At 68.8% G+C, this 26,395-nt stretch carries 30 protein-coding genes and 1 pseudogene; 10 read left to right on the forward strand and 21 right to left on the reverse strand.

Going from position 1 to position 26,395, the window contains the following annotated elements; genetic code table 11:
* The first annotated feature begins 141 nt into the window (after positions 1–141).
* The 5 genes from BLU29_RS09630 (at position 142) to BLU29_RS09650 (ending at position 4,438) form a co-directional block, all read left to right on the forward strand.
* Complete coding sequence (locus BLU29_RS09630) at positions 142–1,539, forward strand: cytochrome B6 (RefSeq protein ID WP_091057184.1); 1,398 nt, start codon at positions 142–144, stop codon at positions 1,537–1,539.
* 22 nt (positions 1,540–1,561) lie between these two features.
* Positions 1,562–1,930 (forward strand): response regulator, encoded by a 369-nt coding sequence (locus tag BLU29_RS09635; RefSeq protein ID WP_091057186.1) that lies wholly within the window; start codon positions 1,562–1,564, stop codon positions 1,928–1,930.
* 174 nt (positions 1,931–2,104) lie between these two features.
* Positions 2,105–3,163, forward strand: coding sequence for a PRC-barrel domain-containing protein (locus BLU29_RS09640; RefSeq protein WP_091057189.1), 1,059 nt, complete (start codon positions 2,105–2,107; stop codon positions 3,161–3,163).
* Between the two features lie 32 nt (positions 3,164–3,195).
* Positions 3,196–3,522, forward strand: coding sequence for a hypothetical protein (locus BLU29_RS09645; RefSeq protein WP_091057191.1), 327 nt, complete (start codon positions 3,196–3,198; stop codon positions 3,520–3,522).
* A gap of 124 nt (positions 3,523–3,646) precedes the next feature.
* A complete protein-coding gene (locus BLU29_RS09650; RefSeq protein ID WP_091057193.1) occupies positions 3,647–4,438 on the forward strand; it encodes an ice-binding family protein in 792 nt (263 codons plus the stop codon).
* Here the strand turns inward: BLU29_RS09650 and BLU29_RS09655 are convergent.
* From BLU29_RS09655 to BLU29_RS09665, 3 genes are all read right to left on the reverse strand, one after another.
* A complete protein-coding gene (locus tag BLU29_RS09655) occupies positions 4,404–4,685 on the reverse strand; it encodes a hypothetical protein (protein WP_157693757.1) in 282 nt (93 codons plus the stop codon). The genes BLU29_RS09650 and BLU29_RS09655 overlap by 35 nt on opposite strands.
* 73 nt (positions 4,686–4,758) lie before the next feature.
* Entirely contained in the window at positions 4,759–5,445 is a 687-nt protein-coding gene (locus BLU29_RS09660) for a response regulator transcription factor (RefSeq protein WP_091057198.1), read from the reverse strand.
* On the reverse strand, positions 5,442–6,578 hold the full coding sequence (locus tag BLU29_RS09665) for a sensor histidine kinase (protein ID WP_172830244.1): 1,137 nt from the start codon (positions 6,576–6,578) through the stop codon (positions 5,442–5,444). The genes BLU29_RS09660 and BLU29_RS09665 overlap by 4 nt, the downstream gene beginning before the upstream one ends.
* A gap of 240 nt (positions 6,579–6,818) precedes the next feature.
* Here BLU29_RS09665 and BLU29_RS09670 point away from each other — a divergent pair, with 240 nt between their 5' ends.
* On the forward strand, positions 6,819–7,361 hold the full coding sequence (locus BLU29_RS09670; RefSeq protein ID WP_091057204.1) for a hypothetical protein: 543 nt from the start codon (positions 6,819–6,821) through the stop codon (positions 7,359–7,361).
* 2 nt (positions 7,362–7,363) lie between these two features.
* Positions 7,364–8,044, forward strand: a complete 681-nt coding sequence (locus BLU29_RS09675; RefSeq protein ID WP_091061056.1) for a phosphatase PAP2 family protein — start codon at positions 7,364–7,366, stop codon at positions 8,042–8,044.
* On the opposite strand, the gene BLU29_RS09680 is transcribed toward BLU29_RS09675, so the two are convergent.
* From BLU29_RS09680 to BLU29_RS09705, 6 genes are all read right to left on the reverse strand, one after another.
* The gene (locus tag BLU29_RS09680; RefSeq protein ID WP_091057206.1) at positions 8,045–9,256 is read right to left on the reverse strand and encodes an ATP-binding protein; all 1,212 of its coding nucleotides are present in this window, start codon (positions 9,254–9,256) and stop codon (positions 8,045–8,047) included.
* Between the two features lie 10 nt (positions 9,257–9,266).
* On the reverse strand, positions 9,267–9,512 hold the full coding sequence (locus BLU29_RS09685) for a circadian clock KaiB family protein (protein ID WP_231962208.1): 246 nt from the start codon (positions 9,510–9,512) through the stop codon (positions 9,267–9,269).
* A 104-nt stretch (positions 9,513–9,616) separates the two neighbouring features.
* Positions 9,617–9,865, reverse strand: a complete 249-nt coding sequence (locus BLU29_RS09690; RefSeq protein WP_091061058.1) for a circadian clock KaiB family protein — start codon at positions 9,863–9,865, stop codon at positions 9,617–9,619.
* Between the two features lie 71 nt (positions 9,866–9,936).
* The gene (gene kaiC / locus BLU29_RS09695; RefSeq protein WP_091057210.1) at positions 9,937–11,697 is read right to left on the reverse strand and encodes a circadian clock protein KaiC; all 1,761 of its coding nucleotides are present in this window, start codon (positions 11,695–11,697) and stop codon (positions 9,937–9,939) included.
* Between the two features lie 94 nt (positions 11,698–11,791).
* Positions 11,792–12,550, reverse strand: coding sequence for a polysaccharide deacetylase family protein (locus BLU29_RS09700; protein WP_091057212.1), 759 nt, complete (start codon positions 12,548–12,550; stop codon positions 11,792–11,794).
* Positions 12,551–12,563: 13 nt separating this feature from the next.
* Entirely contained in the window at positions 12,564–13,154 is a 591-nt protein-coding gene (locus tag BLU29_RS09705) for an acyloxyacyl hydrolase (protein ID WP_157693758.1), read from the reverse strand.
* A 129-nt stretch (positions 13,155–13,283) separates the two neighbouring features.
* On the opposite strand from BLU29_RS09705, the gene BLU29_RS09710 reads away from it, so the two are divergent.
* Genes BLU29_RS09710 through BLU29_RS09720 form a run of 3 tightly spaced genes read left to right on the forward strand, consistent with a single transcriptional unit; the run spans position 13,284 to position 15,551 of the window.
* Positions 13,284–13,991, forward strand: coding sequence for a VTT domain-containing protein (locus tag BLU29_RS09710; protein ID WP_157693759.1), 708 nt, complete (start codon positions 13,284–13,286; stop codon positions 13,989–13,991).
* A gap of 6 nt (positions 13,992–13,997) precedes the next feature.
* Positions 13,998–14,915: a hypothetical protein gene (locus tag BLU29_RS09715; RefSeq protein WP_091057219.1), complete on the forward strand. Its 918-nt coding sequence runs from the start codon at positions 13,998–14,000 to the stop codon at positions 14,913–14,915.
* Between the two features lie 33 nt (positions 14,916–14,948).
* On the forward strand, positions 14,949–15,551 hold the full coding sequence (locus tag BLU29_RS09720; protein WP_091057222.1) for a DUF502 domain-containing protein: 603 nt from the start codon (positions 14,949–14,951) through the stop codon (positions 15,549–15,551).
* A 45-nt stretch (positions 15,552–15,596) separates the two neighbouring features.
* Here the strand turns inward: BLU29_RS09720 and BLU29_RS09725 are convergent, their stop codons facing one another.
* The 12 genes and pseudogenes from BLU29_RS09725 to BLU29_RS09770 all read right to left on the reverse strand — a co-directional run bounded on the left by BLU29_RS09725 (position 15,597) and on the right by BLU29_RS09770 (position 26,334).
* Positions 15,597–15,773: a PLD nuclease N-terminal domain-containing protein gene (locus BLU29_RS09725; protein ID WP_091057225.1), complete on the reverse strand. Its 177-nt coding sequence runs from the start codon at positions 15,771–15,773 to the stop codon at positions 15,597–15,599.
* Positions 15,774–15,835: 62 nt separating this feature from the next.
* Positions 15,836–17,155, reverse strand: coding sequence for a class I adenylate-forming enzyme family protein (locus BLU29_RS18015; RefSeq protein WP_157693760.1), 1,320 nt, complete (start codon positions 17,153–17,155; stop codon positions 15,836–15,838).
* On the reverse strand, positions 17,152–19,485 hold the full coding sequence (locus tag BLU29_RS18020) for an MMPL family transporter (RefSeq protein ID WP_157693761.1): 2,334 nt from the start codon (positions 19,483–19,485) through the stop codon (positions 17,152–17,154). Before BLU29_RS18020 ends, BLU29_RS18015 begins: the two co-directional genes overlap by 4 nt.
* A 94-nt stretch (positions 19,486–19,579) precedes the next feature.
* Positions 19,580–20,185 (reverse strand): outer membrane lipoprotein carrier protein LolA, encoded by a 606-nt coding sequence (locus BLU29_RS18805; RefSeq protein ID WP_343125160.1) that lies wholly within the window; start codon positions 20,183–20,185, stop codon positions 19,580–19,582.
* 90 nt (positions 20,186–20,275) lie between these two features.
* Positions 20,276–20,977 (reverse strand): annotated as a pseudogene (locus BLU29_RS18810) (glycosyltransferase family 2 protein); the annotation flags it as partial.
* 2 nt (positions 20,978–20,979) lie between these two features.
* On the reverse strand, positions 20,980–21,708 hold the full coding sequence (locus BLU29_RS09740; RefSeq protein WP_091057231.1) for a lysophospholipid acyltransferase family protein: 729 nt from the start codon (positions 21,706–21,708) through the stop codon (positions 20,980–20,982).
* 16 nt (positions 21,709–21,724) lie between these two features.
* The gene (locus BLU29_RS09745; RefSeq protein ID WP_091057233.1) at positions 21,725–22,636 is read right to left on the reverse strand and encodes a hypothetical protein; all 912 of its coding nucleotides are present in this window, start codon (positions 22,634–22,636) and stop codon (positions 21,725–21,727) included.
* On the reverse strand, positions 22,633–23,289 hold the full coding sequence (locus BLU29_RS09750) for a hypothetical protein (protein WP_091057236.1): 657 nt from the start codon (positions 23,287–23,289) through the stop codon (positions 22,633–22,635). Before BLU29_RS09750 ends, BLU29_RS09745 begins: the two co-directional genes overlap by 4 nt.
* Positions 23,282–24,388 carry a hypothetical protein gene (locus BLU29_RS09755; RefSeq protein WP_091057237.1) on the reverse strand — a complete coding sequence of 369 codons (1,107 nt, stop codon included), beginning with the start codon at positions 24,386–24,388 and terminating at the stop codon, positions 23,282–23,284. The genes BLU29_RS09750 and BLU29_RS09755 overlap by 8 nt, the downstream gene beginning before the upstream one ends.
* Before the next feature lie 9 nt (positions 24,389–24,397).
* Positions 24,398–24,664, reverse strand: a complete 267-nt coding sequence (locus tag BLU29_RS09760; RefSeq protein WP_091061062.1) for a phosphopantetheine-binding protein — start codon at positions 24,662–24,664, stop codon at positions 24,398–24,400.
* Positions 24,665–24,671: 7 nt separating this feature from the next.
* Positions 24,672–25,937 (reverse strand): beta-ketoacyl-[acyl-carrier-protein] synthase family protein, encoded by a 1,266-nt coding sequence (locus tag BLU29_RS09765; RefSeq protein WP_091057240.1) that lies wholly within the window; start codon positions 25,935–25,937, stop codon positions 24,672–24,674.
* A gap of 10 nt (positions 25,938–25,947) precedes the next feature.
* Positions 25,948–26,334, reverse strand: coding sequence for an acyl carrier protein (locus tag BLU29_RS09770; RefSeq protein ID WP_091057241.1), 387 nt, complete (start codon positions 26,332–26,334; stop codon positions 25,948–25,950).
* Positions 26,335–26,395 lie beyond the last annotated feature (61 nt).

Below are 26,395 nucleotides of genomic sequence, written 5' to 3' on the forward strand. Positions count from 1 at the left end.
TGGTTCTCCGGGGCGGTCGTTGCATCGCATCGCGGCAAATCCTCATGACCGCAGGGGGAGCCGGGAGTGCGGCGCCAATCCGGCGGTGCGCCTCCCTTGAACACCCCATAGCCCGCGTCGATTGCCGCCCTACAATGCGGCATGGATCGCATTTCCTGTTCCGCCCTCCTGGTCTGGTTGCTTGGTGCCGGCGGGATCACCAACGCCCAACCCTTGCCAGGTCCGGCCGCACCGGCCTCGAGTTATGCCCCGGTCAGGATCGAGGAACCGTTTGACCAGACGCAGCGGCGTCTGACGCAGGCGAAACCGGCGGTCATGCAGGCGCACCGGGAATATCTGGCGGAACGCTACGATCTCACCGACCGGCCGGCCGCGGATGTCACGATGAGCGGGGGCAAGCCGGTGCAGCAGGGCGTGCGCGTGCGGCTCAGGCCGGGCGTGACCTGGGAAAGCCTGGCGGCGTTGTCGCCCGGCGAGATCCGCGCGCAGGATCTCTGGCCCGCCGGTTTCCGGCCGCTGCCGCACCCCAACCACCCGGAGGGCGGCATGCTGTTTCCCCCCGCCGTCATCGCCGAGCTGCAGCGGCAGGAGCAGCGCGACCTGGCGCGGTTCGATCTCGATTTCGACCTGCCGGATCATTTTCTGCCCGAGTTCCCGGCGCCGATCTTCCTGACCACCCGCGCCGATCTCGGCGATGTCTCGCGGGGCCAGGTGGTGACGCTCGAGAATTATTTCGGCCTGTTCAACGGCCTCCTCAACCCCAAGCAGCTCGAGGGGCTGCGGCTCCTGCTCACCCCGTTTCCGCAGCAGCAGTTCAATGCCACGGACGACCGCCGCTCCGTCCGGCCGAGCCGCGGGGTCGCCTGCTTCGACTGCCACACCAACGGCCACACCAACGCCGCCACCCATCTCGCCGGCGACGCGCGCCCGCAGGCGTTCCGCCACCGCGTGGACACGCCCAGTCTGCGCGGGGTGAACATCCAGCAAATCTTCGGTTCGCAGCGCGCGCTGAAGAGCGTCGAGGACTTCACGGAGTTCGAGCAGCGCGGCGCCTACTTCGACGGCGACCCGGTGATCGCCACGAAGAAGGGCGTCAACGTCCTCGACCGCGGCAGCCAGGTGCAGGCGATGGCGGAGATGCAGGCCCTGTTCGATTTTCCGCCGGCCCCCAAGCTGGATGTCCTCGGCAGGCTCGACCCGCAAAAAGCCGCGCCGGCCGAACTGCGCGGGCAGGAGCTGTTTTTCGGCAAGGCGCAGTGCGTGGCGTGCCATGCGCCGCCGTATTACACCGATAACACGATGCACGATCTGCGGACCGGACGGTTCTTCGCGCCGGTCATGGTCCGCGGCGCCATGCTGACGACGGACGGGCCGATCAAGACCTTCCCGCTCCGTGGCATCAAGGACTCGCCGCCCTACCTGCACGACGGGCGGTTGCTCACGCTCGCCGACACGGTTGAGTTCTTCAACCTGATCCTCGGGACGCGGCTCACGGCGGACGAGAAGACGGACCTTGAGGCGTTCCTCCGGACCCTCTGACCCCGGCCACCACCGCAAGCCCATGGCGCGAATCCTGCTGATCGATGATGATGATGTCGTGCGCACGGTCCTGTGCGCGCTGTTGGTCCGATCGGGCCACACGGTGATCGAGGCCCGCGACGGAGAGGAAGGACTGGATCTGTTTCCCCGCATCGTTCCGGACCTGGTGATCACGGACATCGTGATGCCAAAGAAGAGTGGTCTCGAAGTCATGCAGGCGCTGCGGGAAAAGAAGCCTTGCGTGAAGATCATCGTCATGTCGGGCGGGGATCGCAACGGGCCCGGCGACAATCTCCAAGCGGCCACGCTGATCGGCGCGACCAGCGTGCTCGCCAAGCCGTTTGCCGTGGCGGAGCTGCTGGCCGAGGTCAACGAGGTGCTGGCCAGCTGAACAGCTGGATTGCTCCCGCCCCGGGATTCAGGCCGGCCGGTATGAGGCGCGCGGGTTAAACCCCATTCCGCCGCCCGGGACCGTCGTCTATGCTCGCGCAAAGACCACAACGTTCCGGCCGGCATTCGCGGCGGGCAAATCCGCCCAAACCCAATCGCTCCCCAGTCCATTTCCATGAAAACTCATATCAAACTTTTCGCCGGCACGATCATCACGGCCAGCCTTGCCCTTTCGTCCGCGGCCGAGGCCGTGCACACGCCCACGCCCCTTGGCGCGGAGAAGACGCCCACCAACTTCGTCCACGTCGAGATCAAGAATCTCCAGGGCGAGACCTTGGGCCGCATCAAGGATCTCGGCATCGATCTGATCAACGGCCGCATTGTCGAGGTGCTGGTCGAGTCGGACAGCTCACTCGAGGTCGGCGGCAAGGTCGTCGCGGTGCCGCCGCTCGCCCTGATGCGTGATCCCTCAAACAAGATTTACCGGCTCAACGCCAGCCGCGAGGTGTTCAAGACCGCCGCCGCCATCGATCTTGCGTCGTGGACCGACGCCGGCCGGAGCGACCGGGTCGCCGCGGCCTATTATCTTTTCGGCCAGGAGCCGTATTTTCTCGAGGAAGGGGCCACGGCCAGCAGGAAGGACGTCCGGCCCAAGGTATCGCTGGGTTATGTGGAGCGCTGCAACAAGCTGGTCGGCATGCCGGTGGGCAACTACCCGGGCGAGCAATTTGGGAAAGTGTGGTCGATGACCCTGGATATTCCCAAGGGCCGGATCCTCAGTGTCATCGTGCTGGCGCCGGGCAATTTCGAGACCAAGAGTGTGATTCCCGCCATGGCCCTCGGCTTCAACACCGCGCGGAACGCGCTCCTGCTCGACGACACCAAGCAGGAGTATGCGGACGAGCCGCGCTATATCTACACCAAGGCCGCCTTCGGCAACGTGGCCACCTCGCAGGAGGAAGCCTTCAAGGGTCCGCACACCTTGGTGGCGCTCGAGCAGGGGGACAGCTACCCCGACGTGGACCGCACGCTCCTCATCCAGCAGAACATCCGCGTGGCCAGGATTTACGGCCGCAATGTGCAGGTGGGCACGATCAACGGCCGCGTCACGCTCCGGGGCTGGGTGCGCACCGCCGCCGACCAGCAGCGCATCGGCGAGATCGCCATCGCCGCCTCCCGCTTGGAACTGGTGGACAACCAGATCACCGTGGGCCGGCCCGTCGCCGGCCTTTAAGCGACCGGCATTCTGCCACCGAGCCGGAGCTTATGCCAACCTTTGCCGAGCGGTATTGTGCGCAAAATCTTTGCGGGCCCAGCGAGTTTCCCCGGAAGATTTTCTGGCAGGTCCTGCACCGGCATGCGGTGCCGCTCGCGCCGCTGCTGGGCCGCAATTATTTCGAGTCCGACCGCAGCCTGATCCAGGCCTGCGCCTGCGCCACCAGCCTGCAACAGATCCAGGTGGAGATCCAGATCCACCCGGTCCATGCGCATCACGGCAACTGGCTGCACCGGCACGCCAAGCTCCGGATTTCGACGCAGCGCCTGCGCCAGCTCGCCGCGCGCTGCTTCGCCGAGCCTGCTCCCGCCCTCTGAGCGGAAGGCGATCCGAGGAGGTCATCACCCCATAGGGTCCGGCGGCCTGATCGGTTAGTATAAGATCAATTCAGGCTCGCCTGTCCGGCAACGATCGTTCCGGGCCAGCCTTGATTCCTTCACCATGAAACCGCTTCGTTTGATTTTACCGGCCGTCATGGCCCTCGGTGTCTGGCTGACCCAGGCCGGCGCCCAGGTGGCCATAAGTCTCGGCTCCGCGTCGACCTTCGGCGTGCTGGGCGCCTCCACCGTCACCAACACCGGCGCCACCACCGTCAATGGCGATTTTGGCGTGAGCCCGGGCATCGCGTATACGGGATTCCCGCCCGGCGTGGTGGTGCACGGAGCGATCCATGCCGCCGACGCGACGGCCACCCAGGCCCACGCGGATGCGATCTCGGCCTTCAACGTGCTCGGCGGCGAAACCTTCACCCAGGATCTGACGGGATTGGATTTGGGGTCCCGCACCCTCACGACCGGCGTTTATTTCTATACCGCCGCCGCTCAACTCACGGGCATCCTTACCCTCGACGCCCTGAATGATCCCAATGCACGCTTCGATTTCCGGATTGGTAGTACGCTGGATACCGCCAGCAGCAGCCAGATCCTGCTGATCAACGGGGCCAGCGCGAGTAACGTTTACTGGCAGATCGGCACCTCGGCCACTTTCCTGACTTCGTCGGACCTGGTGGGGAGCTTCCTGGCGGGGGCCTCGATCACCGCCGGCACGGGGACCATGGTGAATGGGCGGCTGCTGGCCTTGGGCGCGGCCGTGACCCTGGACACCAACTCGATCACGGTCCCGACCGCGATTCCGGAACCGGCCGCCACGGCGGCACTGGCGGCGGGCCTGATGGGCCTGGTCGTCGGGGTCCGCCGGATCAGGCGGATGCGGGACTCGCGAGCTGCGTCCTGAGCAGCACGGCGGCCTTCTCATGCTGCTCGATCATTTTCGTCAGAAAACCGGCGGTGCCGGTTTCGCTCAGGCGCTCGAGGTGCAGTTGCTCGATCATCTCCTCGTTCATGGCCAGCAGTTCCGCGAGCAGGCGGCTGGAGCACCGGCGGGCCGGTCTGGCCGGGAGGGCGTGGGGGAAATTGGGAAGTTCCGCCGCCGCGGTGGCGCTGATCGTGCCGTTGCCGGAGGCGGGCAGGGGTAGGTCCATGAGCTGCACCCGAGGGTAGCGGGCACGGGCCATATCCGCTATGGGGTGTTGCCCTCCCGCGGCGCCGCCCGCCTTAGACAATCGTCAGCTGCACACTGCTCTCGATGATGCCCTGGGCGATGGCGTAGCGGGTCAGGCCGGCGGTCTCGTGGATGTTGAGCTTGTCCATGAGGTGCTGCCGGTGCTTCTCGACCGTCTTGATGCTGATGCCCAGTTCCGCCGCGACCTGCTTGTTGGCCGAGCCCTCGGCGACGAGCTGCAGCACCTCGGACTCGCGGGAGGTCAGGCGGCTGGCGTTGGCCTTGAGCAGGCCCTCCCGGTCCCGCGGTTTGCTGGCGGTGGCGCCCAGGCGCCGGGCGATGGCCGGACTGAAATAGGTGCGGCCCTTGGCGACCTCGTGGATTGCCTTGGTCAGGATTTCCGCGGACGACTGCTTCTCCAGGAAGCCCGCGACCCCGGCCTCGTTCATCCGCTCCACATAGACGTCGTCGCTGTGGGCGGAAAGGATGACCACCTTGGCGGCGGGATTGGCCGCCAGGATCTGGCGCGTCGCCTCCAGGCCGTTGAGCACCGGCATGGCGATGTCCATCAGGATGACATCGGGCCGCAGGGTCCGCGCCAGCTCCACGGCCTCGCGGCCGGTGCGGGCCTCCCCGACGAGCTTGAAGCTGCCGTCGGCGTTGAGCAGCGCACACAGGCCCTGGCGCACGACGGCGTGATCCTCGGCGAGCAGGACGGTGATGGGTCGGGGGGTGGTCATTTTTTTGTTTTCTCCGGGGTGAAGGGGATTTCGGCACACACGGTGGTGCCGTGGCCGGGCGCGGACTTGATGGTCAGGCGGCCGCCGACCATCTCGATCCGCTCCCGCATGCCGACCAGGCCCAGCCTCTTGTTGTTCTTGGGCAAAAGAGTCTGCCCGACCATAAAGGATTTCCCATTGTCGGCGATCTCCATCCGGACCGCCGCGGGCATCCGGCTGATGCTGATCGTCACGGTGCTGGCGCGCGCATGGCGGGCGACATTGTTGAGCGCCTCCTGGGCCACGCGGAAAAACACGGTGCGCTCGGCGCCGCCCAGGGCCTCGACTCCGCGGAAGGCCGTCAGCTGGATCTTCAGTTTTTTCCGCGCCGCCAGGCCCTTGCAGAAGACGTGGAGGGCGGGGATCAGGCCGAGGTCGTCGAGGACGGCCGGCCGCAGCTCGCGGGCGAAGCGGTGCACGGCGTTCACGGAGTTCGCCACCAGCCGCTGGGTGCGGGCGATTTTTGCCCTCAGCTTGTGCAGGCCGGCGGAAGTCCCCTTGGTCAGCGCGGCCAGCTCGACATTGATGCCGACCAAGGTCTGGACCACCTCGTCGTGCAGCTCCCGGCTGATTTCCTTCCGCTCCTCCTCCTGGGCCGAGATGATCTGCCGCGTCAGCAGGCGGAGTTTCTTCTGCATGATCTGGGATTCCCGGAACAGCGCCTGGTAGTGCTCCCGGCCCTGAAGGATGGTCACCTCGCCGGCCTTGCGCCGGGCGATCTCGCGTTCCAGCCGGCGGTTGCCGCTGGCCAGGGCGGCGGTGTGCCGGCGCAGTGTCTCGTTGTGCTGCTGCAACTGCCGGTTGGTCTCGCGCGTGGCCTGCTGCGCCTCTTCGAGCGGCAGGAGCGCCTGGGTGAAAAACACGCCGGCCCGCTTGAGCACGCCGTTGCGCGCGTGCGCAAAGTCGTAGGACGAGGCGAGGGCGACGACCGCCTGCTCGTGCATGATGGCCAGGTCCAGGGTCACCAGTCCGCCGGCCAGGGCGGAGCGGCCCAGGCTTTGGGCGCGGTTGGCGTGGTTCGCCGCCTTCCCGCCGAGGTGGGTGCGGAGCGCAGTGAGATAGCGGGCCGACAGTCGCGTGCGGGCCGTTTTCACCGAGGGGGCGTTTCCTTCCGTCGTCCGAAGTGGATTCGTCAAACAATTCCCTTTCTCCAAGGGTGGCACGGGCAGTGAATCGTCGAAGCGGCGAAGCATCCGTCTGGGTCGAATTAAACCCTTATTCCGTCGGAATAGCGATAAGGTAAAACCCTACCATCGCCCGGGAGCCGCGAGGATTTCGCGGAAAAGCCCGGTGCCGCAGTTACCCGCGCCCGCCCGCGGGGTCATGTTCGCAGCATGAAAACCAAAATCATCCTTTTGACGCTCGCCCTGGTCGCGGGCACCGCGCCCGTGATCCGGGCGGACCTGCTGGACAACCTCACCGTCGACATCCGGCTCGGCCGCCGGGCCCCGCCGCCACCGCCGGCCGTCGTGGTCGTGGTGTCCGATGACGATCACCGCGGCCCCGACCAGTGGGAGCACCGCAGCCGTTGGGATCAGCGCAGTCAGGCCTACTATTATTATCCCGGCGGCGACGTCTACTACCGCTCGTCCGACCATGTGTGGTTCTACCTCGAGCGCGGCCAATGGCGCTCGGGCCGCAATCTGCCCGATTCGATCCGCATCGATTTCAACCGCAGTGTCACACTGACCATGTTCACCGACCAGCCCTATGCTTTCCACCAGCAGGTCGTGGCCCGCTACCCGTCCGACTACTTTGTCACCCGGGTGAGAATCCGGGATGATGAGCACCACGATGACCGGCATGAGGATAACCGCGGCAAGGGCCGCGACAAGGACCGCCACGGCGAAGAGAAGGATCGGGAAAACAAGAGATGAACATGGCCCGCGCACGCCCGGCCCGCCTCCGGGGCGCGGAGATCGCCTGGTGGTCCGGGAGCGGTTCCCGTCTGCTGGCCTGGTGGCCGGCCAAGCTGGCCGGCACCATGCTCGGCCTGACCGCGTTCTTTGCCGCCTACTTCTGGGTGCTCAGGCACCCGCAGTTTCCGGTCACGCTGATGCCGCTCACTACGGTGGACCGGTGGATCGGTTTCCAGCCGGCGGCCCTGCCGCTGTATCTTTCCCTGTGGTTCTATGTGTCGCTGGCGCCCGCCCTGCTGGTCGACCGGCGTGAGCTCGCGTCCTACGGCCTGGCGTGTGTCGCACTCAGTGTGGCCGGTCTGGGGATTTTCCTGCTCTGGCCGACGGCCGTGCCGCCGCCGGACGTGGACTGGCTGCAGCATCCGTCGTTCGCCTTCCTCAAGGCGGCCGATGCCACGGGCAACGCCTGTCCGTCGTTGCATGTGGCCTTTGCCGTGTTCAGCGCCGTCTGGTTCGAGCGTCTGCTCGGGCGGCTCGGCGCCGGGCTGGCGGTTCATCTGCTCAACTGGGCGTGGTGCCTTGGCATCCTGTATTCCACGATCGCCATCCGCCAGCATGTGTTCCTCGACGTCTTCGCCGGCGCGGGGCTGGGCGCCTTGGCGGCGGGTGCGCACCTGCGCTGGCTGCGCCCGTCGGGCTGATCAAGCCGCCAAAGGAGCGTCCGGCGGCAGGGGAATGCGCGCCTTGATTTCCGTGCCGGCGTGGCGACCGGATTTCACCGTGAGGACGCCGCCCTCATAGGCCGCCCGTTCGCCCATCCCGAGCAGGCCCAGGACGCCTTTTCCCTTCCGCCGGGCCGCATGATGCTTCGTGTCGAAGCCGACACCGTCGTCCTTGACCGTCAGCTGCACAAAGGCGCCCCGCTGCCGCAGGCTTGCGGTGACGCGCCGGGCGCCGGCGTGCTTCTCCACGTTTTTCAAGGCTTCCTGGAAGATGCGGTAGAGGGCCAGTTCGGTGCCGGCCGGCGGCCGGACGGCCAGTTCGTCACAGTCCAGCTTGACCAGGACGCCCGTCCGGGTCGCGAACTCCCGGCCGGCGTCGCGCAGGACGGCGGCCAGGCCGACATGGTCCAGCACGCTGGGCCGCAGGTTCCGCGAGATGCGCTCCACTTCCTCGGCCGTCCGGCCGAGCATGGCGCGGAGCTTCACCGCCTCGCCCTTCGCGGCTCCGTCGTGATTTGAAAGCTTGTCCGCCAGCGCCTGGCTGCTGAAGAGGACGGCGATCAGCAGCTGGGTGATGTTGTCATGCAGTTCGAGGGCCACGCTCCCGCGTTCGGCTTCCTGCACCTGCACTACCCGCTGGGTCAGGGCCCGCAGCAGTTCCTCGGTCCGCCGGGCTTCCGTCATGTCCGTCACCACCAAGCCGATGGGGGCGCGGCTGAAGCCGTTCTTCTCCAGGCGGCGGATGGAGATCTGCACCGGCAGGCGCGAGCCGTCGCTGACGCGGAGCAACACCTGGAGCTTGGAACCGGTCCGGGCTGCCCGTTTCAGGAGCGGCCGGAGCACGGCCCGGTCCTCGGGGGAGAGAAAGCGGCGGAAGGAACCGCCCATCACCTGCTCCAGCGGGCATTTGACCATGCGGGCGAAGCACTGGTTGGCGTAGAGGATCATCTTGTCCACCGTCAGGGTCACCGCCCCCTCGTTCATGGACTCGATGAGGACGCGGTAGGCGTGCTCGGCGCCCTGCAGGGTGAACACCTGCGGGCCCTGCTTGCCCGTGACCACCACCGAATCCACCTCGCCGCGGCGGATGGCGCGGAGCGCTCCCTCCGCTTCCGCCAGACGCAGGCGGAGTCCGGCAAGTTCGCCGGCGCGCGAGGACGGGACGGGACGGGACGGGCGGACGGGTTTCACGGTGCGCTCCTCAGATGGCCAGGCTTAACTCGAAGGCCAGGGTGGTGGTGTTGGCCAGATTGCCGATGAACCGGCGCACCGGCAGGGGGAGCTCCTTGATGAGGGTTGGCGTGGCGACGATCTGGTGGGCGCGGGCCAGGGCGGGTTGCTGGTAGATGTCGATCACCTCCAGGTCGCAAGCGCCGGCCAGCTTCGATTCGCAGAGCTGGCGGACCCGCAGGACGGCCTGGCGCGACCGGGCCGTGGCCCCGGCCACAAACAGGCGCAGGATGTATTTGCCTTTCGGCGGACGGGCTAGGGACTTCTCGAGGGTCGGTTTCGCACGGCGGATTTTCTTGTTTTTCAGGGTAGTCGTTCCGGTTAGCCCGTCGCGCGCAGGTCCAGGCCGACGAGCACGCGGGCGGTATCGGAAAGGTTGCCGATGATGGTGCGCACCGGGTTCGGCAGCCGGCGCACCACGGTCGGGATGGCGAGGATCTGGTCACCCCTGGCGAGCTGCGGATGCTTCAGCAGGTCGATCACGGTGATGCGGTAACGGCCCTTGAGATGGGCGTCGCAGATCTTCCGAAGGTTATCGAGCGCCGACATCGACTTGGGCGTCTCGTCCATCACGTAAAGGCGCAGTTGCCAGTGCCGGGCGGACCGGCGGGGGGAGGCCTTGCGTTTGGCCGGTTTGGTTTTCAAAGGTATTTCCTCCCGTTCCTGCCGTTGCCGCGCGGGCGGGTCGACGCTTTGGCATCCGCCTGGCGGAGGCGGCCTGATTCCGCCCGCTCCGTGGTCAGCATGAGCGTGCTTGTGCCGACTTGTTCATCAATGCGACGTAATTCGACGGCTTCGGATTCATAGTCGTAGCGCAGCCCGCTGATCTGCCGCTCGATTGCCGCGCGTTTGCGCTCGATCTCGCGCTTGCGGCGGGCCGCTTCCTGCTGAGCGGTCAGAACGGCGGCCTTTTCCAGGGCGCCCTGCGCCGCCCGGGCCGAGCCGGTCAGCACGCCGTTGGCGCCGATGTAGGCGTCCACGAGGTCGATGCCCCGGTTGGAAATCAGGAACTCGCGGATCTGGTTCGAGTGCGCCATGCCGCGGGCCTTGAGGACATAGAGCACGCGGTTGCGCTCGCCGTTGCCTTCGGTGTCCTGCAACAGCAGCCAGGAGTCCATGAGCGAGGACATGGCCGCCTCGCTCTGCTGCAGCGCGTGGCCGCCCTGCGTCAGGCTGGTGAAGAGCGTGGTGACCTGCCCGGCCTTCAGGTAGTCGACCAGCCGCGTCACCATCCCCCGGCATTCAGAATCGGTGCCCGCGTCCATCAGGCTGGTGATCGGGTCGATGATGACGACCTGGGGTTGAAACGTGGCGATCTCGTTGAACATCGTGGCCAGGTGCATTTCCAGGCCGTAGAGCGAGGGCCGCGCCGCGTGGAACCGCAGCAGGCCGCGCTTGACCAGCGGATCCAGGCGCAGGCCGATCGAATGCATGTTGCGGATGATCTGGTTGGGCGACTCCTCGAACGAGAAGAAGAGGGTGCGTTCTCCGCGCCGGCAGGCGGCTTGCGCAAAGTTGGCGGCGACGATGGTCTTGCCCGTGCCGGGCGTGCCCGTGAGCAGGATGCTGCTGCCGCGGAAAAATCCCCGCCCGCCCAGCATCGCGTCGAGCCGGGGGATGCCGGTGGCGATCCGTTCGCTCGAGATCTTGTGGTTCAGCCCCACCGATGTGATGGGCAGCACGCTGATGCCCTCGTTGCCGATGAGAAACGGGAATTCGTTGGTGCCGTGCAGCGCACCGCGGTATTTCACGACACGCAGGTTCCGCGTGGCGATCTGGTCGGTGACCCTGTGGTCGAGCAGGATGACGCAGTCGGACACGTATTCCTCCAGCCCGTGGCGCGTCAGCGATTCGCGTCCCCGCTCGGCCGTGATGACGGCGGTCACGCCCTTGTCCTTGAGCCAGCGGAAGAGCCGGCGCAGCTCGGCGCGCAGGATGCCCTCGTTGCGCAGGCCGGCGAACAGCGCCTCCAGCGTGTCCAGCACGACGCGCTTGGCGCCGATGGAGTCGATCGCGTGATTGAGCCGGACGAACAGGCCCTCCAGGTCGTATTCCCCGCTTTCATGGACCTCGCCGGGCTCGATGTGGACGTAATCGATCAGGATTTTTTTGCGCCGGACCAGGCCGGCCAGGTCAAACCCGAGCGAGGTGACGTTGGCCTTCAGCTCGGTCTCCGTCTCCTCGAAAGATATCAGCACGCCCGGCTCGTCGAACTGCACCGCGCCGCGCACCAGGAATTCCGCGGCCAGCAGCGTCTTGCCGCAGCCCGCTCCGCCGCAGACGAGCGTGGGCCGACCCAGCGGCAATCCGCCGCCGGTGATCTCGTCGAGGCCCTGGATGCCGGTGGGGCACTTGGGTAAAAGCGCCGCGGAGGCACGGGATTTAGAACCTTTATTTTTCATTCGCTGACATCCTTGCACGAAGGCCGGTGAAACAAATCACCATCGGGCGGAAAGGGGTGGGGTGTTCACCTACCTTCCCGTTGGCACGGGATTTCTAGCCGGCCAGTTGCTCCGGTCCGGGCACGACGCAGCGGTAGCCCCGCAGATGCAGCCGGTCGACCACGCGCCGGATGGCGCCGACCCGGATGGGCGCCGGCACCCCGCAGCCCTCATGCAGCAGCAGGATCGCCCCGGGGGCGAGGCCGCGCAGCGCGCGATCGGCGACGCTTTCGGCGTCCCCCGGCCAGTGCTCGAGGCCGCGGGCGCTCCAAGCCACGCCGGTGAGATGGCGGGTGCGCAAGGCCGCCGCCAGCCAGGGATTCTTGATCCCGACCGGCGGACGGAACCGGGTCGGGGTCACCCCGGCCGCGCGCAACGCCGCCAGCCCGGCGTCGAGTTCCCGGGCGACCCGGCCCGGCGAGGCACACCAGAAGGTCCCGAGCGGATGGGTGTGGGTGTGATGGGCCACCTCGTGTCCCGCCGCCGTGATCGCGTTGATCAGGTGGGGGTGCGCGGCGGCCTTTTCCCCGATCACAAAAAACGTCGCGTGCGCGCCGTGAGTGGCGAGCAGCGCGAGGATCTGCGGCGTGTCCTCCGGATCGGGGCCATCGTCAATGGTCAGCCACACCTCGCGTCGCGCTGTGGCGAAGCGCCGGTGCATGCGCACCAGGCCCTGGGCGTTCGGGGCGAACAGGTGATACGCGAGCAGCAGGTCGGGACCGAACCACAACGCGAGCGCGGCGCCCGGCGTGCTCCAGCCCACGACCAAGGCGGCCGCCTTGCCGGCCAGATTGACAATGAGCAGAAGCCACATGCGACAGGCTCCGTCAGTGGCTCCAGCCGTAGCCGAGGGTGAAGCCCAGCGCGTCGATCCCGGGATTCGGGGTGGTCATGCCGCCGTTGGACAGGTGTTGATACATGATGCCCGCGCTCACGCTGCGATGCGGGGCGATGACATGCTCGAAGCCGCCCCGGATGAACCAGTTCAGCGTGAAGTCCTGGCCCAGACCGCCCTTGATGCCGCGCGCATCGGTGAGCCCGAAGCCGCCGCCGGCGCCGGTGAACAGCGCCGTGGTGCCGGATCGGTTCCACAGTTCGAGCGACGGCGAGCCGGAGAACCCGAGGTAGCGGGACTCCGGTCCATTTTGAACCAGGTCGGCCAGCAGCGCGAGCCGGTGGCGGAGGACGATCCGGGATCCGTTTGAAAATTCGTGGTGCCAGAATTCCCCCGAGCGCCACGCGAGCTGCGCGGGCACCAGGCGGTAGGCGAAGGGCGTGCCCGTGCCGATTTCCCAGAGCACGCCGGTCTCGAAAGTCAGCGCGCTTGCGGCCCAGGGCGGGGCGGGTGGCGCTTCGGTGGCAAACATGGCGACGCACAGCGCGGAGCCCAGCAGGGCGGACTTGATAAAGTGGTGCATGAAGAAGAAACCGCGCGGGCGCGGGCGACGCCCACCTTGGACGACGGATGACAAACCGGCTATGGGGTGGTCACTCCACATCAAACCATGTGACTTGGCGCGGAGGCGTCCGCACACTGGGTGCGACTCATGAAACACCTTGCTTCGGCGCCGCGCCGCTTTGGGAATAAAAAGCATCTCCTGCTGGTCGCGGGATGCGCGGTGTTCGGCGTCGCGTTGGTGCTGGTGGCGATGCCAACGGGAGTGGGGGCGGTGGTGAATGACGTGGTGCTGGGTTTGCGCGAAGCGGGCCCGGTGGTCTTCTTCGTCGCGATGGCGCTGTTGCCGGCCGCGGGATTTCCGTTGCTCGCGTTCACGCTGACCGCCGGGCCGGTGTTTACGCCGGTGCTCGGTGCCGGCTGGGTGATGGTGTGGTCGGTGGCCGCCGTGGTCGTCAATTTGCTGCTGACCTACTGGCTCGCGCGCCGCGCGCTGCGGCCGCTCGTGATCCGGCTGCTGGCCTGGTGTGGATTCCACTTGCCGGAGGAAGCGCCGACCGGAGCGTGGCAGCTGACGCTGATGGTCCGCCTGACCCCCGGCCCCCCCTTCTGGGCGCAGAGTTACGTGCTCGGCCTGCTGCGCGTGCCCTTGGGGCCGTATCTGGTCGTCTCCACGTTGGTCATGACGGGCTACATCGCGGCGCTCGTTTACGGCGGGGCTGCGATCATGCAAGGCAACGGCCGGCTGGGCTTCGCGGCGGTTGTCGGCCTGGCGGTCCTCGTCGCCGCGCGACAGCTCTGGCGCAAGCACGCGGCGCGGCGTGTCCCGGCCGCGCCCGTCGCCGTTCCCGTCGAGTAAGCTGTCATGACAAACCTCACCACCGGGTTCCCGTCATTGCAGATCGCCTTCGGCCCGCCCGAGGAGGTCATTGCCGCCGGCGTGCCCGTTCTGGCCGGCGAAGCGGTGGAGAATCTCTTTGGGCCCGCCCAGTCCGCCGGGCGGCACGGGGCCTTTGGACTTTTCCAAGCCGACGGCTGGCTCCTGGGGATCGCCTCGGTTCCTTTCACCTCCGGACTGGAGGCGGCCTCGCACCGGCTATATACCGATCTCTTCGGGGCGACGCAGGGCCGGCACCTGGCGCGCATCTGGAATTACGTCCCGGCCATCAACGAGGCCGGGCCCGGTGGGCTGGAGAACTACCGGCACTTTTGCCGGGGCCGCTCGCTGGCTTTCGAAGCGCACTTCGGCCGCGGTTTCAACGCGCGGTTGCCGTCCGCCTCCGCGGTCGGTTGCCACCCGGAGACCCTGACCGTGGCCTTCGCCGCGTGTCCCGACCAGCCGCGCCACGTGGAGAATCCGCTCCAGGTGGCGGCCTACGACTATCCCGGCGCCTACGGCCCGCGCGCGCCCAGTTTCGCCCGGGCGACCGTGGCGACGGGGCCGGCCGGCACCACGGTCTTCATTTCCGGCACCGCCGCGATCCGCGGCCATGCCACGATCGCCCCGGACAGCACGTTGCTCCAGCTCGAATGCACGCTGGAAAACCTGCAGGGCATCGCCACCGCCTGCGGACTCGGGCCCGGCCTGGCCGCCGGCCCCGCGGCCACCCGCCATTTCAAGGTTTATGTCCGCCACGCCGCGGACCAGCCGATGGTCGCGGCCATCCTGGCGGAGCGGCTTCTGGTCGACGGCGACCGCGTGTCCTACCTGCAGGCCGACATCTGCCGCTCCGCGCTCCGCGTCGAGATCGAGGCCTCGCTCTTCGGGGTGCGGTCGCCTTGATCCCATCCGCACGACTTCCCCATCCCTCCGCCCATGAGTTCCAACAAGCCCCGTCCCTCCCGCGTCATGCGCCGCCTGTTGCGGCATTTCTGGCAGGGGGTCTTCGTCCTGGCGCCGATCGGCCTCACCCTCGCAACCCTGGCCTGGCTGTTCGAAAAGGTGGACGGCATTCTTCGCGACTACGTGAGGTATCCCGGGGTCGGCTTCGTGCTGGTGCTGGGCACCGTGGTGCTGGTCGGCTGGTTCGCCTCGTATTTCTTCATGCGCCGGATGTTCAAGGTGGTGGATGGCTGGATCGAGCATACTCCCGGGGTGAGTTTCATCTACTCCACGCTGCGCGATTTCTTCGAGGCCTTCGTCGGCAACAAGCGCCGTTTCACCCATGCCGTACTGGTCAATGTGCACTCCGAGGAAGTCTGGATGCTCGGGTTTCTCACCAGCGAGGATCTCGACAACTTCAAGCTCGGCGCCGGCTTTGTCTCCGTTTACGTCCCGCAGGCCTACCATGTCGCCGGGCAGCTCTACCTCGTCAAACGCGAGCGGGTCCGTCCCATCGAGCATCTCGCTTCCGGCGATGTGATGAAATATGCGATGACGGGCGGCGTCGTGGACAGCGTGGACACGGGGTCCACCTGATGGGTCTGCGTCGGTGGCCGGGTCGGCCTGCCGATGACCAAGGAATCAGGTTCGGACCGCGCTGCGACCGAGCAGGAAGTAGAGGATCGTGCCGAGGAACGGCAGCAGGATGATGACAACGGCCCAGAGGAGCTTGTTCGGACTGTTGCCCTTGATGCAGTCGGCCAGCGCGACGATCCAGAAAATGAAGCAGAGCAGGCCGACGAGGTAGTTGAGATTCATGGCGTCAGGATACGGCTCCGGCCCGGCCCGGTCGATGGGGCCATCACCCACCTCCGGCCCGGTCAGCAGGCCATCGCCTGCAGGGCCTGCGTGTCGGTCTTGCCGCGGGCGGTCAGCGGCAACGCGGGCACCACGATCAGTTTCTTGGGAATCTTCCACGCGGCGGTGTCGGCGAGCAGCGCCGTGCGCAGCTCGACCGCGGTGCGTCCGGTAGCGATCACGGCGCCGAGCACGGGACTGTGGCCGGAGCTGACACCCACCCAGACCTCGCGCACCCCGGGCAGCAGGCGCAACCGGGCGGACACCTCGGTAAGACTCACCCGCCGGCCGGCAATCTTCACGGTCGGATCGCGGCGGCCGAGCAGGCTCACGCCGCCCGACGCATCCAGTTTCACACGATCGGGCATGATCCAGGTCCCGCGCCGGCGGTTGCCTTGGGTCAGCACCGCGGCGCTGCGCACCTGCAGGCGGTGGCCGGGCAGGGCGGTCAACCTTACGTCACGCAGGGCGCGGCCCACCTTGCCGGTGAAGGCGGCGGATCCGGTCCGGTCGTAGGTGATGCCGCCGGTCTCGCTCGAACCGTAGAAACTGTGCAGCCTGAGACCGAAGCGCGCGGCGAATACCTGCGCCACTTCGGATGGCAGCGGGGCCCCGGCGGATATGCCAAGACGCAGGCCGGGCAGCGCGAGCTCCGATGCCGCCAGCGCCCGCCACATGGCGGGGACGCCAGGAAACACCGTCGGCCGCCAGCGCGCGAAGTCCGCGGCGATGGCGTGGGGCAGGGGCGCACTCCCGCAAACCAGCGGCACGCCCTGCGCGAGCAGCGGAATGGTCAGGTTGCCGAGCCCGTAGGAATGGCCCAGCGGGATCAGGGCGTAATTCAGGTCGCGCGGCCGGATGCCCATCGTTGCCGTCACCTGCCGGCCGTCGGCGAGCAACTGCCCGGCGGTGAACACGAGCGCGCGGGGCCGGCCGGTGGTGCCGGAAGTGAGTTTGATGAGACAGACCGCGGGATCGCGGTAGCGCCGGGCGCCGGGCGGCAGCTCAAGGGCGGCGCCGTTCCACCAGGCGGCGCGGAGCGTGGTGGCGAGCCGGTGCTGCGCGGCGGGCGGCTCGGCGGCATCGAGCGGCACCACGACGGCCCCGGCCTTGAGCAGGGCGAGGAATATTTCCAGCCAGCCGATGCTGTTGGCCGCGGCGAAAACCACGGCGCGGCCCCGGAGTCGCGCGGGATCGGGTGCGTTCCGCCCGAGCCAGGCGGCGGCGCGCGCGTCGAGTTCGCCAAAGGTCACGCTGGCGCCGTTGTCCGCCTGCACCACCGCGCGTGCGGTGCCGTGGCGGCGCAGCGTCCTGGTCCAGGCCTGGAGGAGGGCGTGGCTCATGGTTTGTCTCCCAGCGGGGCCAGGTGCTCGAATTCGATGGCCAGCAGCGCCACGCCGACCATCAGCGCGACGGTCAGGCCGAGGGCGCGCACCACGGGGATGCCGCTCAGCGCCAGCACGCCGAACGAGGCGGCGGCCGTCAGGGCCGACAGCCGCACCGAGACCGGCGGCGGCTCGCGCCGGTAGGCCGAGGTGGCGGAGAAGATCGAGTAGTTGTGCGTCAGGCACACGCCGAGGAAGGCGCCGAGCAGGTGGAACAGGTTGAGCGGGTGCCCGAGCCAGCCGAAGAGGCCGAACAGCCCGAGGCACGCGCCGCAGGGAATGGCGAAGATCCGCGCGCCATGGCGACAGCCGTAGGTGAGGAACACCCCGGCGCCGACCAGCGCCAGGCCCGTCAGGCTCAGCCACAGTGCGGACTGGCGGTAGCGGGCGAAGATTTGGTTGAGCGTCTGCAACTGGCCGGCGCTCACCGTGTTGGTGTCGGCCGGCGGCGCCGGCGCCGGCGCTGCGCGGACGAGGGTGACGAACCAGCTCAAGGGCCGGCCCGTGTGCAGCAGCAGCCCGGCCGGTCCGGAGAGATTGGTCTGCAGCGAAGCGAGTGCGGTCGCATAATCGGTCTCCTGCGCCGTGGCGACGTGATGGGCGTAGGCCGCGAAGAACGGGGCGAATTCCGCGTCGTTGAAGCCGGCCGCGACCAGGGCGGCACGCAACCGGCCGGCAAATTCCGGATGCTCCCGTCCGAAGTGCACCGCGGCGGCATGCGCCTCCGCCGTCGGCACCACGGCGCCCAGCCCGATGGCGGTGGCGTGGCCGCCGCCGGCCGAGTCCAGCCACGCCTCGAGTTTCGCCAGCGAGGCGCGGGCCGCGGCGACGCTGTTGCCATAGGTGAGATAGACCGTCCGGTCGTCCTGCTCGCCGAACAGGGCGCTGATGCGCGCGTGCTCGCGCTGGAGTGCGGGCGAAGGGATTTCCAGTTCGCGGATGTCGTCCCTCCACTGGAGCCTGGCCAGTCCGGGCAGCGCGATGAGCCACAGCGCGATGAGCAGCCGGCGCAGGTTGCGGCGCATCCCGGCCGGCAGGGCCGCGCCCCCGCGAAAGGGACGGGTTTCCAGGAACGGATTCCGGACGGTGGAGAAATAGAGCACGGCGGCCACCAGGGCACAGACCAGCCCGGCGCCGACAAAGACGCCGAGCTGGCGGATGAAGGGCAGCTCGGAGAACAGGAGCAGCGAAAACCCGGCCACCGTCGTGAGACAGCTTGCGAGCAGGGGCTTGGCCAGGCGGCGGACCTTGGCCCAGTAGTCCTCGCCGGGCGCGGCGGGCGGCTGCATAAAGAGGTAGAAGCCGTAGTCGATGGCCACGCCGGTCAGCAGCGAGCCGATCACAAAGACCATGATGTGCAACCGGTCGAACGCCAGGGTCGCGGCCACCCAGGCCCCGAGCACGGACAGGCCGATCACCGGCAGAAGATGCAGGCCGCGGTGCACGCCGCGGATGAACGTGAACGCCACGGCGAGCACGGCCGCGAGCGAAAGCGCGTTGAGCCAGGTGACCTCGTGCTCGATGCGGGTGCGGCTGGCGGCGGCGAAACAGTTCACGCCGGTATAGGCGGCCGAGAAACCGGGGAATTCCTTCCGCCCGGCGGCGGTGGCCCGGGTGATGGCGGCAAAAGCCGGAGCCTGTCCCGCCTCGCTGAGCGGCGAGGCCGAGAGCCGGGCCCAGACGAGAGTGGCGGTCGGCGCCGCGGGCTGGTCCAAGCCGGCCTTCAACCGTTCTGCCGCACCCGGCAAAAGCAGCAGCGGGTCGGCGGGAATCATGTCCGCGAAGGCGAGCGCCTCGGGTGTGGTCAGGAATCGTGCGAGGACTGCGGCGGTGTCGCGGGCGAGCCAGTCGGAAAATCCCGCCGGTTCGTCCCCGGTGCCGGCATAAGCCACGGTGCGTTCGCGCAGCCAGAGCGGAAACAACAGCGTGAAGCGCTGCGCGAACAGCTCGCGGCCCAGCGCTTCGCGCATGGCGGGGTCGCCCATGACCACGACCTGGTCGAAGGCCGGTTCGCGGTCCAGCGCCGCGACGAAGGCGGCGGCGGATCCGGCCGGGGCGGGCCGGCCGCCCGCGCCGGTCAGTTCGAACAGCATGGTCCGGGCTTCCGCCTGGCTGGCGAGCGAGCGGACCAGCGTCAGTTCCGGAGTGCGCTCGTCGGCGGGAATGAGGTCGAGGACGTCGCTGGAGATTTTTCGCGCATAATCGAGTCGCAGCAGCCACGCGCCGCCGAGCAGGGCGGCGCCGGCGAGAATGCTCCAGCCGAGAAGTTGGCGGCGCCGGAAGGTCATGCGGTGGACTGTAGGGTCGCCGCTTGTCGGCGGACCGGGTAGTCGGCGCAGGATGGTCCGGCGACAAGCGCCGACCCTGCATTGATGAGCCGCTTCATCGGAAATATTTTTTCACTTCCTCGGCGGTGAAGTCCGCCGGCGGGTGGGGCGGGGCGATCAGGATCTCGATGACCTGCCGGGCCGAACGGCGGAGCTCGATGCGGCGGACCGCGGCGGCTTCGCCGGCCACGGTGATCCGGCCGATGCTCTGGCGCAGCAGGTCGGTGCGCGGCGCGAGCGCGAGAATCCAGCTATCGCCGTCGCGCCGGCCGTAAAGTTCGAAGTCCGGTTCCAGCGCCGCGAACTCGAAGCGCAGGAGGTGTCGCAGCGCCCCGTTGGCCGCGGTCGCGCGCGGATCGGCGGGCGGCGATTTTTCGCCCGTGCGCGCCCGGATCAGCAGGCCCTGGGCGTCGAGAATGACGGTGCGGTCCTCGGGGGAAGTGTAGTGGAGGCTGAGACCGCGGGCGGCGGAGACGCGCGCTTCGCCCTGCAACTCGACGGGTTCCCGCTTGAAGGGGAATTGCCGGCGCTCGGTGAAGTCGGCCGCGGTGTCGGGTTGGTGCGCGAACAGGTCGGCCAGGTCGCGCCACGCCGGGGTGGCGGCGGCCAGCCGGTGCGCGGGAGTGACCAGCTCATCGGGTTCGGCGGCAGCCCCGGGCATCGTCCACAGCAAAACGGCCAGCGTGGCGACGACGGTCCGCCACTGCCGCCGGTGGCGGAGCAGCGCCGGCCAGCGCCAGAACAGGAGTTCGACGAGCAGCCGGGTGTGCAGCCACACCAGCGTGGCGTTGTCGCGGACATAATGGAAATGCGACACGCCGCCCTCGGCGCGGGAGAAGTAACGGACCGGGGCCGCGAGGTTTTGCGGCGGCACGCCGGCCCAGGCCAGCCGGACGGCGGCCTCGGTGTCGAAGTCGTAGCGCCGGCCGCCGCGCCGCGAACCCAGCACGGCGAGCAGCGGCGCCAGCGGATAGACGCGGAAACCAAACAACGGATCGGCGACGCCGGCGCCCAGCAGTTCGAGCTGCACGAGGCCGACGCTGAGTTTCCGGCCATGCAACCGCTCGGCCGGGATGTTGGCGGGAAAGATCGGGCGGCCCAGCACGAGCGCGGCCGGGTTGACCTGCGAGGCCGCCATGAACTCGCCAATGCTGCCGGCCGGGTGCTGGCCGTCGGCATCCATCACCAGCGCGTGGGTGAAGCCGCGCGCCACAGCGGCCTGCGCGCCGGCGAGCACGGCCGCGCCCTTGCCGCTGTTGCGCGGCAGCACCAGCACGGTGAGCGCCGGGTCGAACCCGGCCTGCTCGCGCAGGAGCCGGTCGCTGCCGTCGGTGCTGCCGTCGACCACGACGAGGACATGCGGCCAGTGGCGCAGCACCTCGGCCACGACGGCGTGCAGCCGCGGCCCGGTGTTGTAGGTCGGCAGCAAAACGAGGTGGGTGGGGGGAGCCATGGTCACAGGGCGGTGCGAAACCAGGTTTCGATCTCGGCCGTCAGTTCCGCGGGGCTGGCGGCCGTATCGGTGGGAATCAGGGGGCCCGCGGCCACCTCGACCCGGGCCGGGAAACGGGGCAGCCGCCACCACGTGCAGCCCTTGGTGAGGAGATCCGAATCGGTGGTGACACGCACGAGCTGGATCGGCACCCGGGCGCGCCGGGCAATCAGGACAAAGCCCGGCTTGAATGGCAGCGGCGCTTCCCCGGGGGGGGTGCGCGTGCCCTCCGGAAAGATCACCAGTTGCTGGCCGGCCGCCACCAGGGTCGCCGCCGTCCGCACGAGTTCATGGCCACCGTCACTGCCGAGGTAGCCGGCGCGCCGGGCGGCGGCCCCCAGCACGGGATTGCGGCGGATGGCGGGTTTGAAGATGCACACGGCCTCGGGCAGGCGCGCCAGCAGACAGGTGATGTCGGTCATGGCGGGATGGTTGGCGGCGAGCACCAGCCCGCCGTGCGGCCACGCACCGAACCCCCGGTAGCGCACCAGCACCAGCCGCGTCCGCGCGCACCACCAGTGGAAAAACACCAGGTGCCGGTGGATCAAACGTTGGAAGAAGCGTTCCGTGCGCCGGGTCGCCGGCAGCCCGCCGGCCAGCGCGCTGAGGAGGCACAGCTGCAGTCCGCCCGCGGCAAAGAGCAGCAGTGTGAAGTAATAGACCGGGTAGTAATAGGCGTTGCGGAGGAGCATCGGTAGAGCGCGGTTCCTAGCGGGATGCCGGCGCCGCCTCCGGGTTGAGCGGCAGGAAGTTGAACCAGAGGAACGGATGGGCGCGGACCAGGGTCTCCAGCTGGTCCAGCACGCCCTGGAAATGTTGGCGGGCCGCCTGCGTGTTCGCGGCGCGGCCCGCGGCCGGGTCCGGGATGAATACCGGCGAGGCGTGCACGTGCAGTTCGTCCTTTCCGGCCGCGGGGAGGGCGATGCAAAACGCCACCGGCCGGTCGAACAGCATCGCCAGGAGGTAGATGTTAAAGGGGAAGCGGCGCCGGGTGCCCAGGAAATGGAAGGGCTCGGAGCGGGCGCTGAAGTCGAGCCGGTCGCACTTCAGCGCGAGGGATTCACCGGCCTCGAGGGCGGCCTTCAGCGCGAAGAGCATGTTGGCGGGGTCGTTGACCCAAAGGAAGGACACCTTGCCGGAAAACCTCCGGCCGAGCCGTTGGGTGTCGCCGGAGTTGCCCACCCGCATCCGGAGGATGGAAACGCGCCGGCCATGCTCGGCGAGCAGGTAACCGAGGAGATCGGAGCCGCCGAAATGAAAGGCGCCGAAGAGCGCCGGCCGGGGGGAATCCAGCAGCGCTTCGAACTCCACCTTGTTCCCGGGCGCCAGGACACAAAGCACCGGGACCCCGCGGCCGGCGCGGAGATTGAGCAGGAGGGCCTCCGCGAAAGCGAAAAAATGCCGCCACCCTTCGCGGAGCGTCGCGGGCCGGCCGAGCACGACGGCGAGGTAGGCGCGCGAATGCGCGCGCTGCACCGGCAGGCAGGCGAGCGCCACCCACGTGCCGGCCATCAGCACCGGCCGGAAAACCCAGCGGGGCCACCAGCGCTCCGCCCACAGCAGAAAACCGTAGCCCCAGCTCGGGCCCGGATTGCGGGGAGGTTGAGCCGGCGGGTTCATCGCCACTCGAGGTTCCAATCGCCGCCGCCGCCGGACCAGCGCAGCGGCGAGCGGGCGGCCAGGGTCGCCGCGAATTTTTCCAGGGTGGGGCACACGTCGTCGGCGGCCGGCCCGGGGGTGAAGGCGATGCAGCCCGCCGCGCCGTCCGCGGCGTGGGTCAGGATCGTCGCGAAGGCAAACGAGGTGGCCGAGGCGAAACCGTGCGCCCCCATCCAGGTGCCGCGCTCCTCGCCGCCGACCAGCGCCACGTGCGCGGCCGGTTCCAGCAGCGCCGTCAGCAGCGCCTGCTCCACGAGCCGCGGGCGCCCCGCGAGCGGCCAGAGCCGGGCCACGGGCTGGTGGCGGCCGATGAGCACCTGTTGCACGCTGCCGGGATGGATCGATGTCTGGAAGAGCAACGGGCTGGCGGCGGGAAAACTCCGCAGGAAATCCTCCAGCGCGCGCGTTTCGGCAAATGTCGTGGCCAGCACCACGGCGTCCTCCGGTCCGAGCGCGGTGCCTTCGAGCACGGAGCCGACCAGCAATCCGAGGTGCGTCATCCGCCGCAGGGCGGTGCGTGGAAACTTGTCCGCCAGCCGGGCGCGTGCGGCGGCCGCGGTTTCCTCCGCGGTGGGCAGCTCCACGAGCACCTGGTGGAGGAAACGCTCAATCATGGGTGAGGAGCATCGCGGCGTGGGCGCCGCCAAACGCGTTGCTGGTGAGGATGGCGCCGTCGAACCCCGCGCTGGCGAACGGCTCCAGCGCGACGTTGGCGGTGAAGCTTGGCGCCGCGCCGCCGACGGTGCCGGGGATGCGCCCGCCGCGCAGCGCCGCGAGGGCAAGGGCGAGCTCGACCAGGCCGCAACTTCCGAGCGTGTGGCCGAGGCTGCCCTTCCAGCCGGTGAGCGGGGCGGACGGAAAATGGCGGCCGAACGCCTCGGCCTCGAGCCGGCCGGCCTCGAGCGTGCCGGTGCCATGGCCCTTCACCCAGACCGACCGGCCCTGCGCGGCGGTGGCGATCGCCCCGGCGCAGGTGGCGAAGCCGGCCCCATCCGGCTGGTTGGCGGTGAAATGGAACATCTCGTTGTGCAGCGCGTGCGCGGCGAGGCGGAACGGCGCGGCGTCGCGCGTGAGCACGGCAAAGGCGGCGCCGTCGCCGAGGCCGATCGAGCCCGTTTCCCGCCGCGCATAGGGCGCCGGGAAACCGCCGTTCAGGATCTTCAGGCTGTGGAAGCCGCCGGCGACAAACGGACTGACGAAATCGAAGGAGAAAACCAGCACCCGGTCGGCGAGTCCCGCGTGCAGCAGGCGCGCGGCGTGGGCGAGGCCCAGGTGGGCGGTGACGCAGGCATGCGAGAACACGTGGACGTGTTCGCCCCAGCCGAATTCCGTGCGGAGCAAGTCGACCGCGGCGAAGGGCGTGCCGTGGGCGAGGTGGCGCGGGTCGGCGTCGCGGCTGAACGCGTAGAGGCTGCCGACACCGAAGTTGCTGCTCGTGACGATGACCGGTGAGCGCGCCGAGCCCCAGGCGGCCGCGGGGATGCCGGCGGCCATCCGCCGCAGGCCGGGCAGCCAGCGGGGCGGCAGCGTCTCATCCATCGGTCCCGTCAACGCCAACGGCACCAGGTCGCCGCCGTCGCGCCCGAGCACGGGCGTGAGCTCGAGGGCGCACCGGCCGGCCAGCAGGGCGGTGGCCGTGGCGGCGGCGTCGCCGAACGGCGTGAGACAGTCGCAAGCCGCGAGACCGACGGGCAGCTGATCGGCGGGGGACATGGGGCGGATTCAGGCGGCGGCCGCGTGCGCGCGGACATAGGTCGCGAGGGTGCCCACGGTGGCCAGCGCCCGGCGCGACTCCTCGCTGTTGCCGATCTTGACGCCGTATTCCTTCTCGATCGCGAGCACAAGCTCGAGGGCGTCGAGCGAGTCGAGGCCGAACTGCGCCGAGCCGATGAGCGGCTCGTCATCGGGGATGTCCCCGGGGCCGACGCCGTCGAGCCTGAGCGAGGCGATGATCAGGGTCTTGAGGTGGAGGGTGAGGGAGTCGGTCATGGGAAAGTCAGGCCGGGCGGCGGAGGAGGTGGCAGACATTGCTGCCGCCAAACCCGCTGCTGTTGTTGAGCACGAGGCCCGGCGCCTCGGCGAGGGTGGTGCGGGGCAGGTCGAGCCCGGCGCAGACGGGATCGGGATCCGTGAGATGCGCGGCCCCGGGAATGAAACCGCCCTCGATGGCGAGGGCGCAGAAGCCCGCTTCCATCACGCCGGCGAGGGACAGGCCGTGGCCGGTCAGCGCCTTGGTGCTGCTGACCCGCGGCCTGGCGCCCCCGGCGGTGAACACCGCGTGCAGGGCGAGCGCCTCGGAGCGGTCGCCCGCGATGGTGGAGGTGGCATGGGCGTTGACGTAGCCGATGTCGGCGGCGTTCACGCGGGCGTCGGCGAGGGCGCGCTGCATGGCGCGGCGCAGACCCGCGCCCTCGGGATGCGAGACGGCCACGCTGTGACCATCGCCCGCCTGGCCCCAGCCGATGAGCTCGGCGTAGATGTGCGCGCCGCGACGGCGGGCCAGCGCGGCGTCCTCGACGATGAGGGCGACCGCGCCGCCGGTGCCGACAAAACCGTCCCGCGAGCGGTCAAAGGGGCGCGAGGCCGTGGCCGGGTCCGGATTGGAGGAAAGCGCGCGCAGGCTGGCGAACGAAACGATGCTCTCCGCCGTCAGGTCCTCCGCCCCGACGACCAGCATCCGCTGCTGCCGGCCGAGGCGGATTTCGTCCATGGCGTGGCCGAGGGCGTGGCTCGACGAGGCGCAGGCGGAGACAAAGCCGCAGACCGCGCCGGTGATCCGGTAATGGGCCGCGAGGTTGAAGTTCAGGGTGCCGGCGATGGACGAGACGATGCCCATCGGGTTGCCGCGCTCGCCGCGGGTCTCGTGCAGCTGGTTGAGGAAGCTGTGGAGCATGAACGGCGAGCCGGCGGAGGCGCAGAACAGGCCGGTCGTGCCGTCGCCCAGTTCGGCCGCGCCGAGCCCGGCGTCGGCGAGGGCCTGTTGCAGCGCGCAGACCGCATAGACGCCATGCGGGGCGAGCCCGCGAAGCAGCTCGCGATCAACGGCGAACTGCTCCGGCCAGCCCCAGTCGCGCCAGTTGGCGGTCGGAAAGGAGAAGCCCTTGACCGTGCCGGCGACCTTGACGGGCAGGGCGGGGTTGCCGAGGAACTCGACCGGTGCAAAACCGTGGCGCAGTTCGCACAGGCTGCGCTGCACGGCGAGCCGGTCCTGCCCGATGCTGGTGATGAAACCCAGCCCGGTGATGACGGGAAGCGGCGGCATAAGGGCCGGCTCAGCGCGCCGGGAGGATCGAGACCTTGTCGTGGATGAAGCCGCGCAGGTCATCCAGCGTGCGCACCCGGATGATTTCCTCGTTGGTGATGGTGATGCCGAACAGATCCTCGGTGAAAAACACCACCTCCGTGAGGGCGAGGGAGTCAAAGCCCAGGTCGTCGATCAGCCGGGTGCCGCCGGGCAGCTCCGCGAGCGGTCGCGCGGGAGTCTTGGGAATGAAGTCTTCCAGGATGGCAAGCAGGACGGGGTCCAGCGCCGCCGGGTCGCCGATAACCTGAAACCGGGCGAAGGCGGCCCGGGCCGCCGCCGGCAGGTGACGAATGCTTTCATACTGATAATTCGGGGCGACGGGGGAAACGCTGGCGGCGGTGGCGGATGAGTTCATGGGTAATGCGGGTCAGGCTTTCACGGCGAGGGAGGGCGGAACCGGCCGGGCGCGACGTGGA

Source organism: Opitutus sp. GAS368 (assembly GCF_900104925.1).
Taxonomy (GTDB): domain Bacteria; phylum Verrucomicrobiota; class Verrucomicrobiia; order Opitutales; family Opitutaceae; genus Lacunisphaera.

Excerpts from the sequence above, each read along its gene's own strand:
- BLU29_RS09630 (WP_091057184.1), top strand. The coding sequence starts at position 142 with ATGGATCGCATTTCCTGTTCCGCCCTCCTGGTCTGGTTGCTTGGTGCC.
- BLU29_RS09635 (WP_091057186.1), top strand. The coding sequence starts at position 1,562 with ATGGCGCGAATCCTGCTGATCGATGATGATGATGTCGTGCGCACGGTC.
- BLU29_RS09640 (WP_091057189.1), top strand. The coding sequence starts at position 2,105 with ATGAAAACTCATATCAAACTTTTCGCCGGCACGATCATCACGGCCAGC.
- BLU29_RS09645 (WP_091057191.1), top strand. The coding sequence starts at position 3,196 with ATGCCAACCTTTGCCGAGCGGTATTGTGCGCAAAATCTTTGCGGGCCC.
- BLU29_RS09650 (WP_091057193.1), top strand. The coding sequence starts at position 3,647 with ATGAAACCGCTTCGTTTGATTTTACCGGCCGTCATGGCCCTCGGTGTC.
- BLU29_RS09655 (WP_157693757.1), bottom strand. The coding sequence starts at position 4,685 with ATGGACCTACCCCTGCCCGCCTCCGGCAACGGCACGATCAGCGCCACC.
- BLU29_RS09660 (WP_091057198.1), bottom strand. The coding sequence starts at position 5,445 with ATGACCACCCCCCGACCCATCACCGTCCTGCTCGCCGAGGATCACGCC.
- BLU29_RS09670 (WP_091057204.1), top strand. The coding sequence starts at position 6,819 with ATGAAAACCAAAATCATCCTTTTGACGCTCGCCCTGGTCGCGGGCACC.
- BLU29_RS09675 (WP_091061056.1), top strand. The coding sequence starts at position 7,364 with ATGGCCCGCGCACGCCCGGCCCGCCTCCGGGGCGCGGAGATCGCCTGG.
- BLU29_RS09690 (WP_091061058.1), bottom strand. The coding sequence starts at position 9,865 with ATGGACGAGACGCCCAAGTCGATGTCGGCGCTCGATAACCTTCGGAAG.
- kaiC (WP_091057210.1), bottom strand. The coding sequence starts at position 11,697 with ATGAAAAATAAAGGTTCTAAATCCCGTGCCTCCGCGGCGCTTTTACCC.
- BLU29_RS09700 (WP_091057212.1), bottom strand. The coding sequence starts at position 12,550 with ATGTGGCTTCTGCTCATTGTCAATCTGGCCGGCAAGGCGGCCGCCTTG.
- BLU29_RS09705 (WP_157693758.1), bottom strand. The coding sequence starts at position 13,154 with ATGCACCACTTTATCAAGTCCGCCCTGCTGGGCTCCGCGCTGTGCGTC.
- BLU29_RS09710 (WP_157693759.1), top strand. The coding sequence starts at position 13,284 with ATGAAACACCTTGCTTCGGCGCCGCGCCGCTTTGGGAATAAAAAGCAT.
- BLU29_RS09715 (WP_091057219.1), top strand. The coding sequence starts at position 13,998 with ATGACAAACCTCACCACCGGGTTCCCGTCATTGCAGATCGCCTTCGGC.
- BLU29_RS09720 (WP_091057222.1), top strand. The coding sequence starts at position 14,949 with ATGAGTTCCAACAAGCCCCGTCCCTCCCGCGTCATGCGCCGCCTGTTG.
- BLU29_RS09725 (WP_091057225.1), bottom strand. The coding sequence starts at position 15,773 with ATGAATCTCAACTACCTCGTCGGCCTGCTCTGCTTCATTTTCTGGATC.
- BLU29_RS18015 (WP_157693760.1), bottom strand. The coding sequence starts at position 17,155 with ATGAGCCACGCCCTCCTCCAGGCCTGGACCAGGACGCTGCGCCGCCAC.
- BLU29_RS18020 (WP_157693761.1), bottom strand. The coding sequence starts at position 19,485 with ATGACCTTCCGGCGCCGCCAACTTCTCGGCTGGAGCATTCTCGCCGGC.
- BLU29_RS18805 (WP_343125160.1), bottom strand. The coding sequence starts at position 20,185 with ATGCCCGGGGCTGCCGCCGAACCCGATGAGCTGGTCACTCCCGCGCAC.
- BLU29_RS09740 (WP_091057231.1), bottom strand. The coding sequence starts at position 21,708 with ATGCTCCTCCGCAACGCCTATTACTACCCGGTCTATTACTTCACACTG.
- BLU29_RS09745 (WP_091057233.1), bottom strand. The coding sequence starts at position 22,636 with ATGAACCCGCCGGCTCAACCTCCCCGCAATCCGGGCCCGAGCTGGGGC.
- BLU29_RS09750 (WP_091057236.1), bottom strand. The coding sequence starts at position 23,289 with ATGATTGAGCGTTTCCTCCACCAGGTGCTCGTGGAGCTGCCCACCGCG.
- BLU29_RS09755 (WP_091057237.1), bottom strand. The coding sequence starts at position 24,388 with ATGTCCCCCGCCGATCAGCTGCCCGTCGGTCTCGCGGCTTGCGACTGT.
- BLU29_RS09760 (WP_091061062.1), bottom strand. The coding sequence starts at position 24,664 with ATGACCGACTCCCTCACCCTCCACCTCAAGACCCTGATCATCGCCTCG.
- BLU29_RS09765 (WP_091057240.1), bottom strand. The coding sequence starts at position 25,937 with ATGCCGCCGCTTCCCGTCATCACCGGGCTGGGTTTCATCACCAGCATC.
- BLU29_RS09770 (WP_091057241.1), bottom strand. The coding sequence starts at position 26,334 with ATGAACTCATCCGCCACCGCCGCCAGCGTTTCCCCCGTCGCCCCGAAT.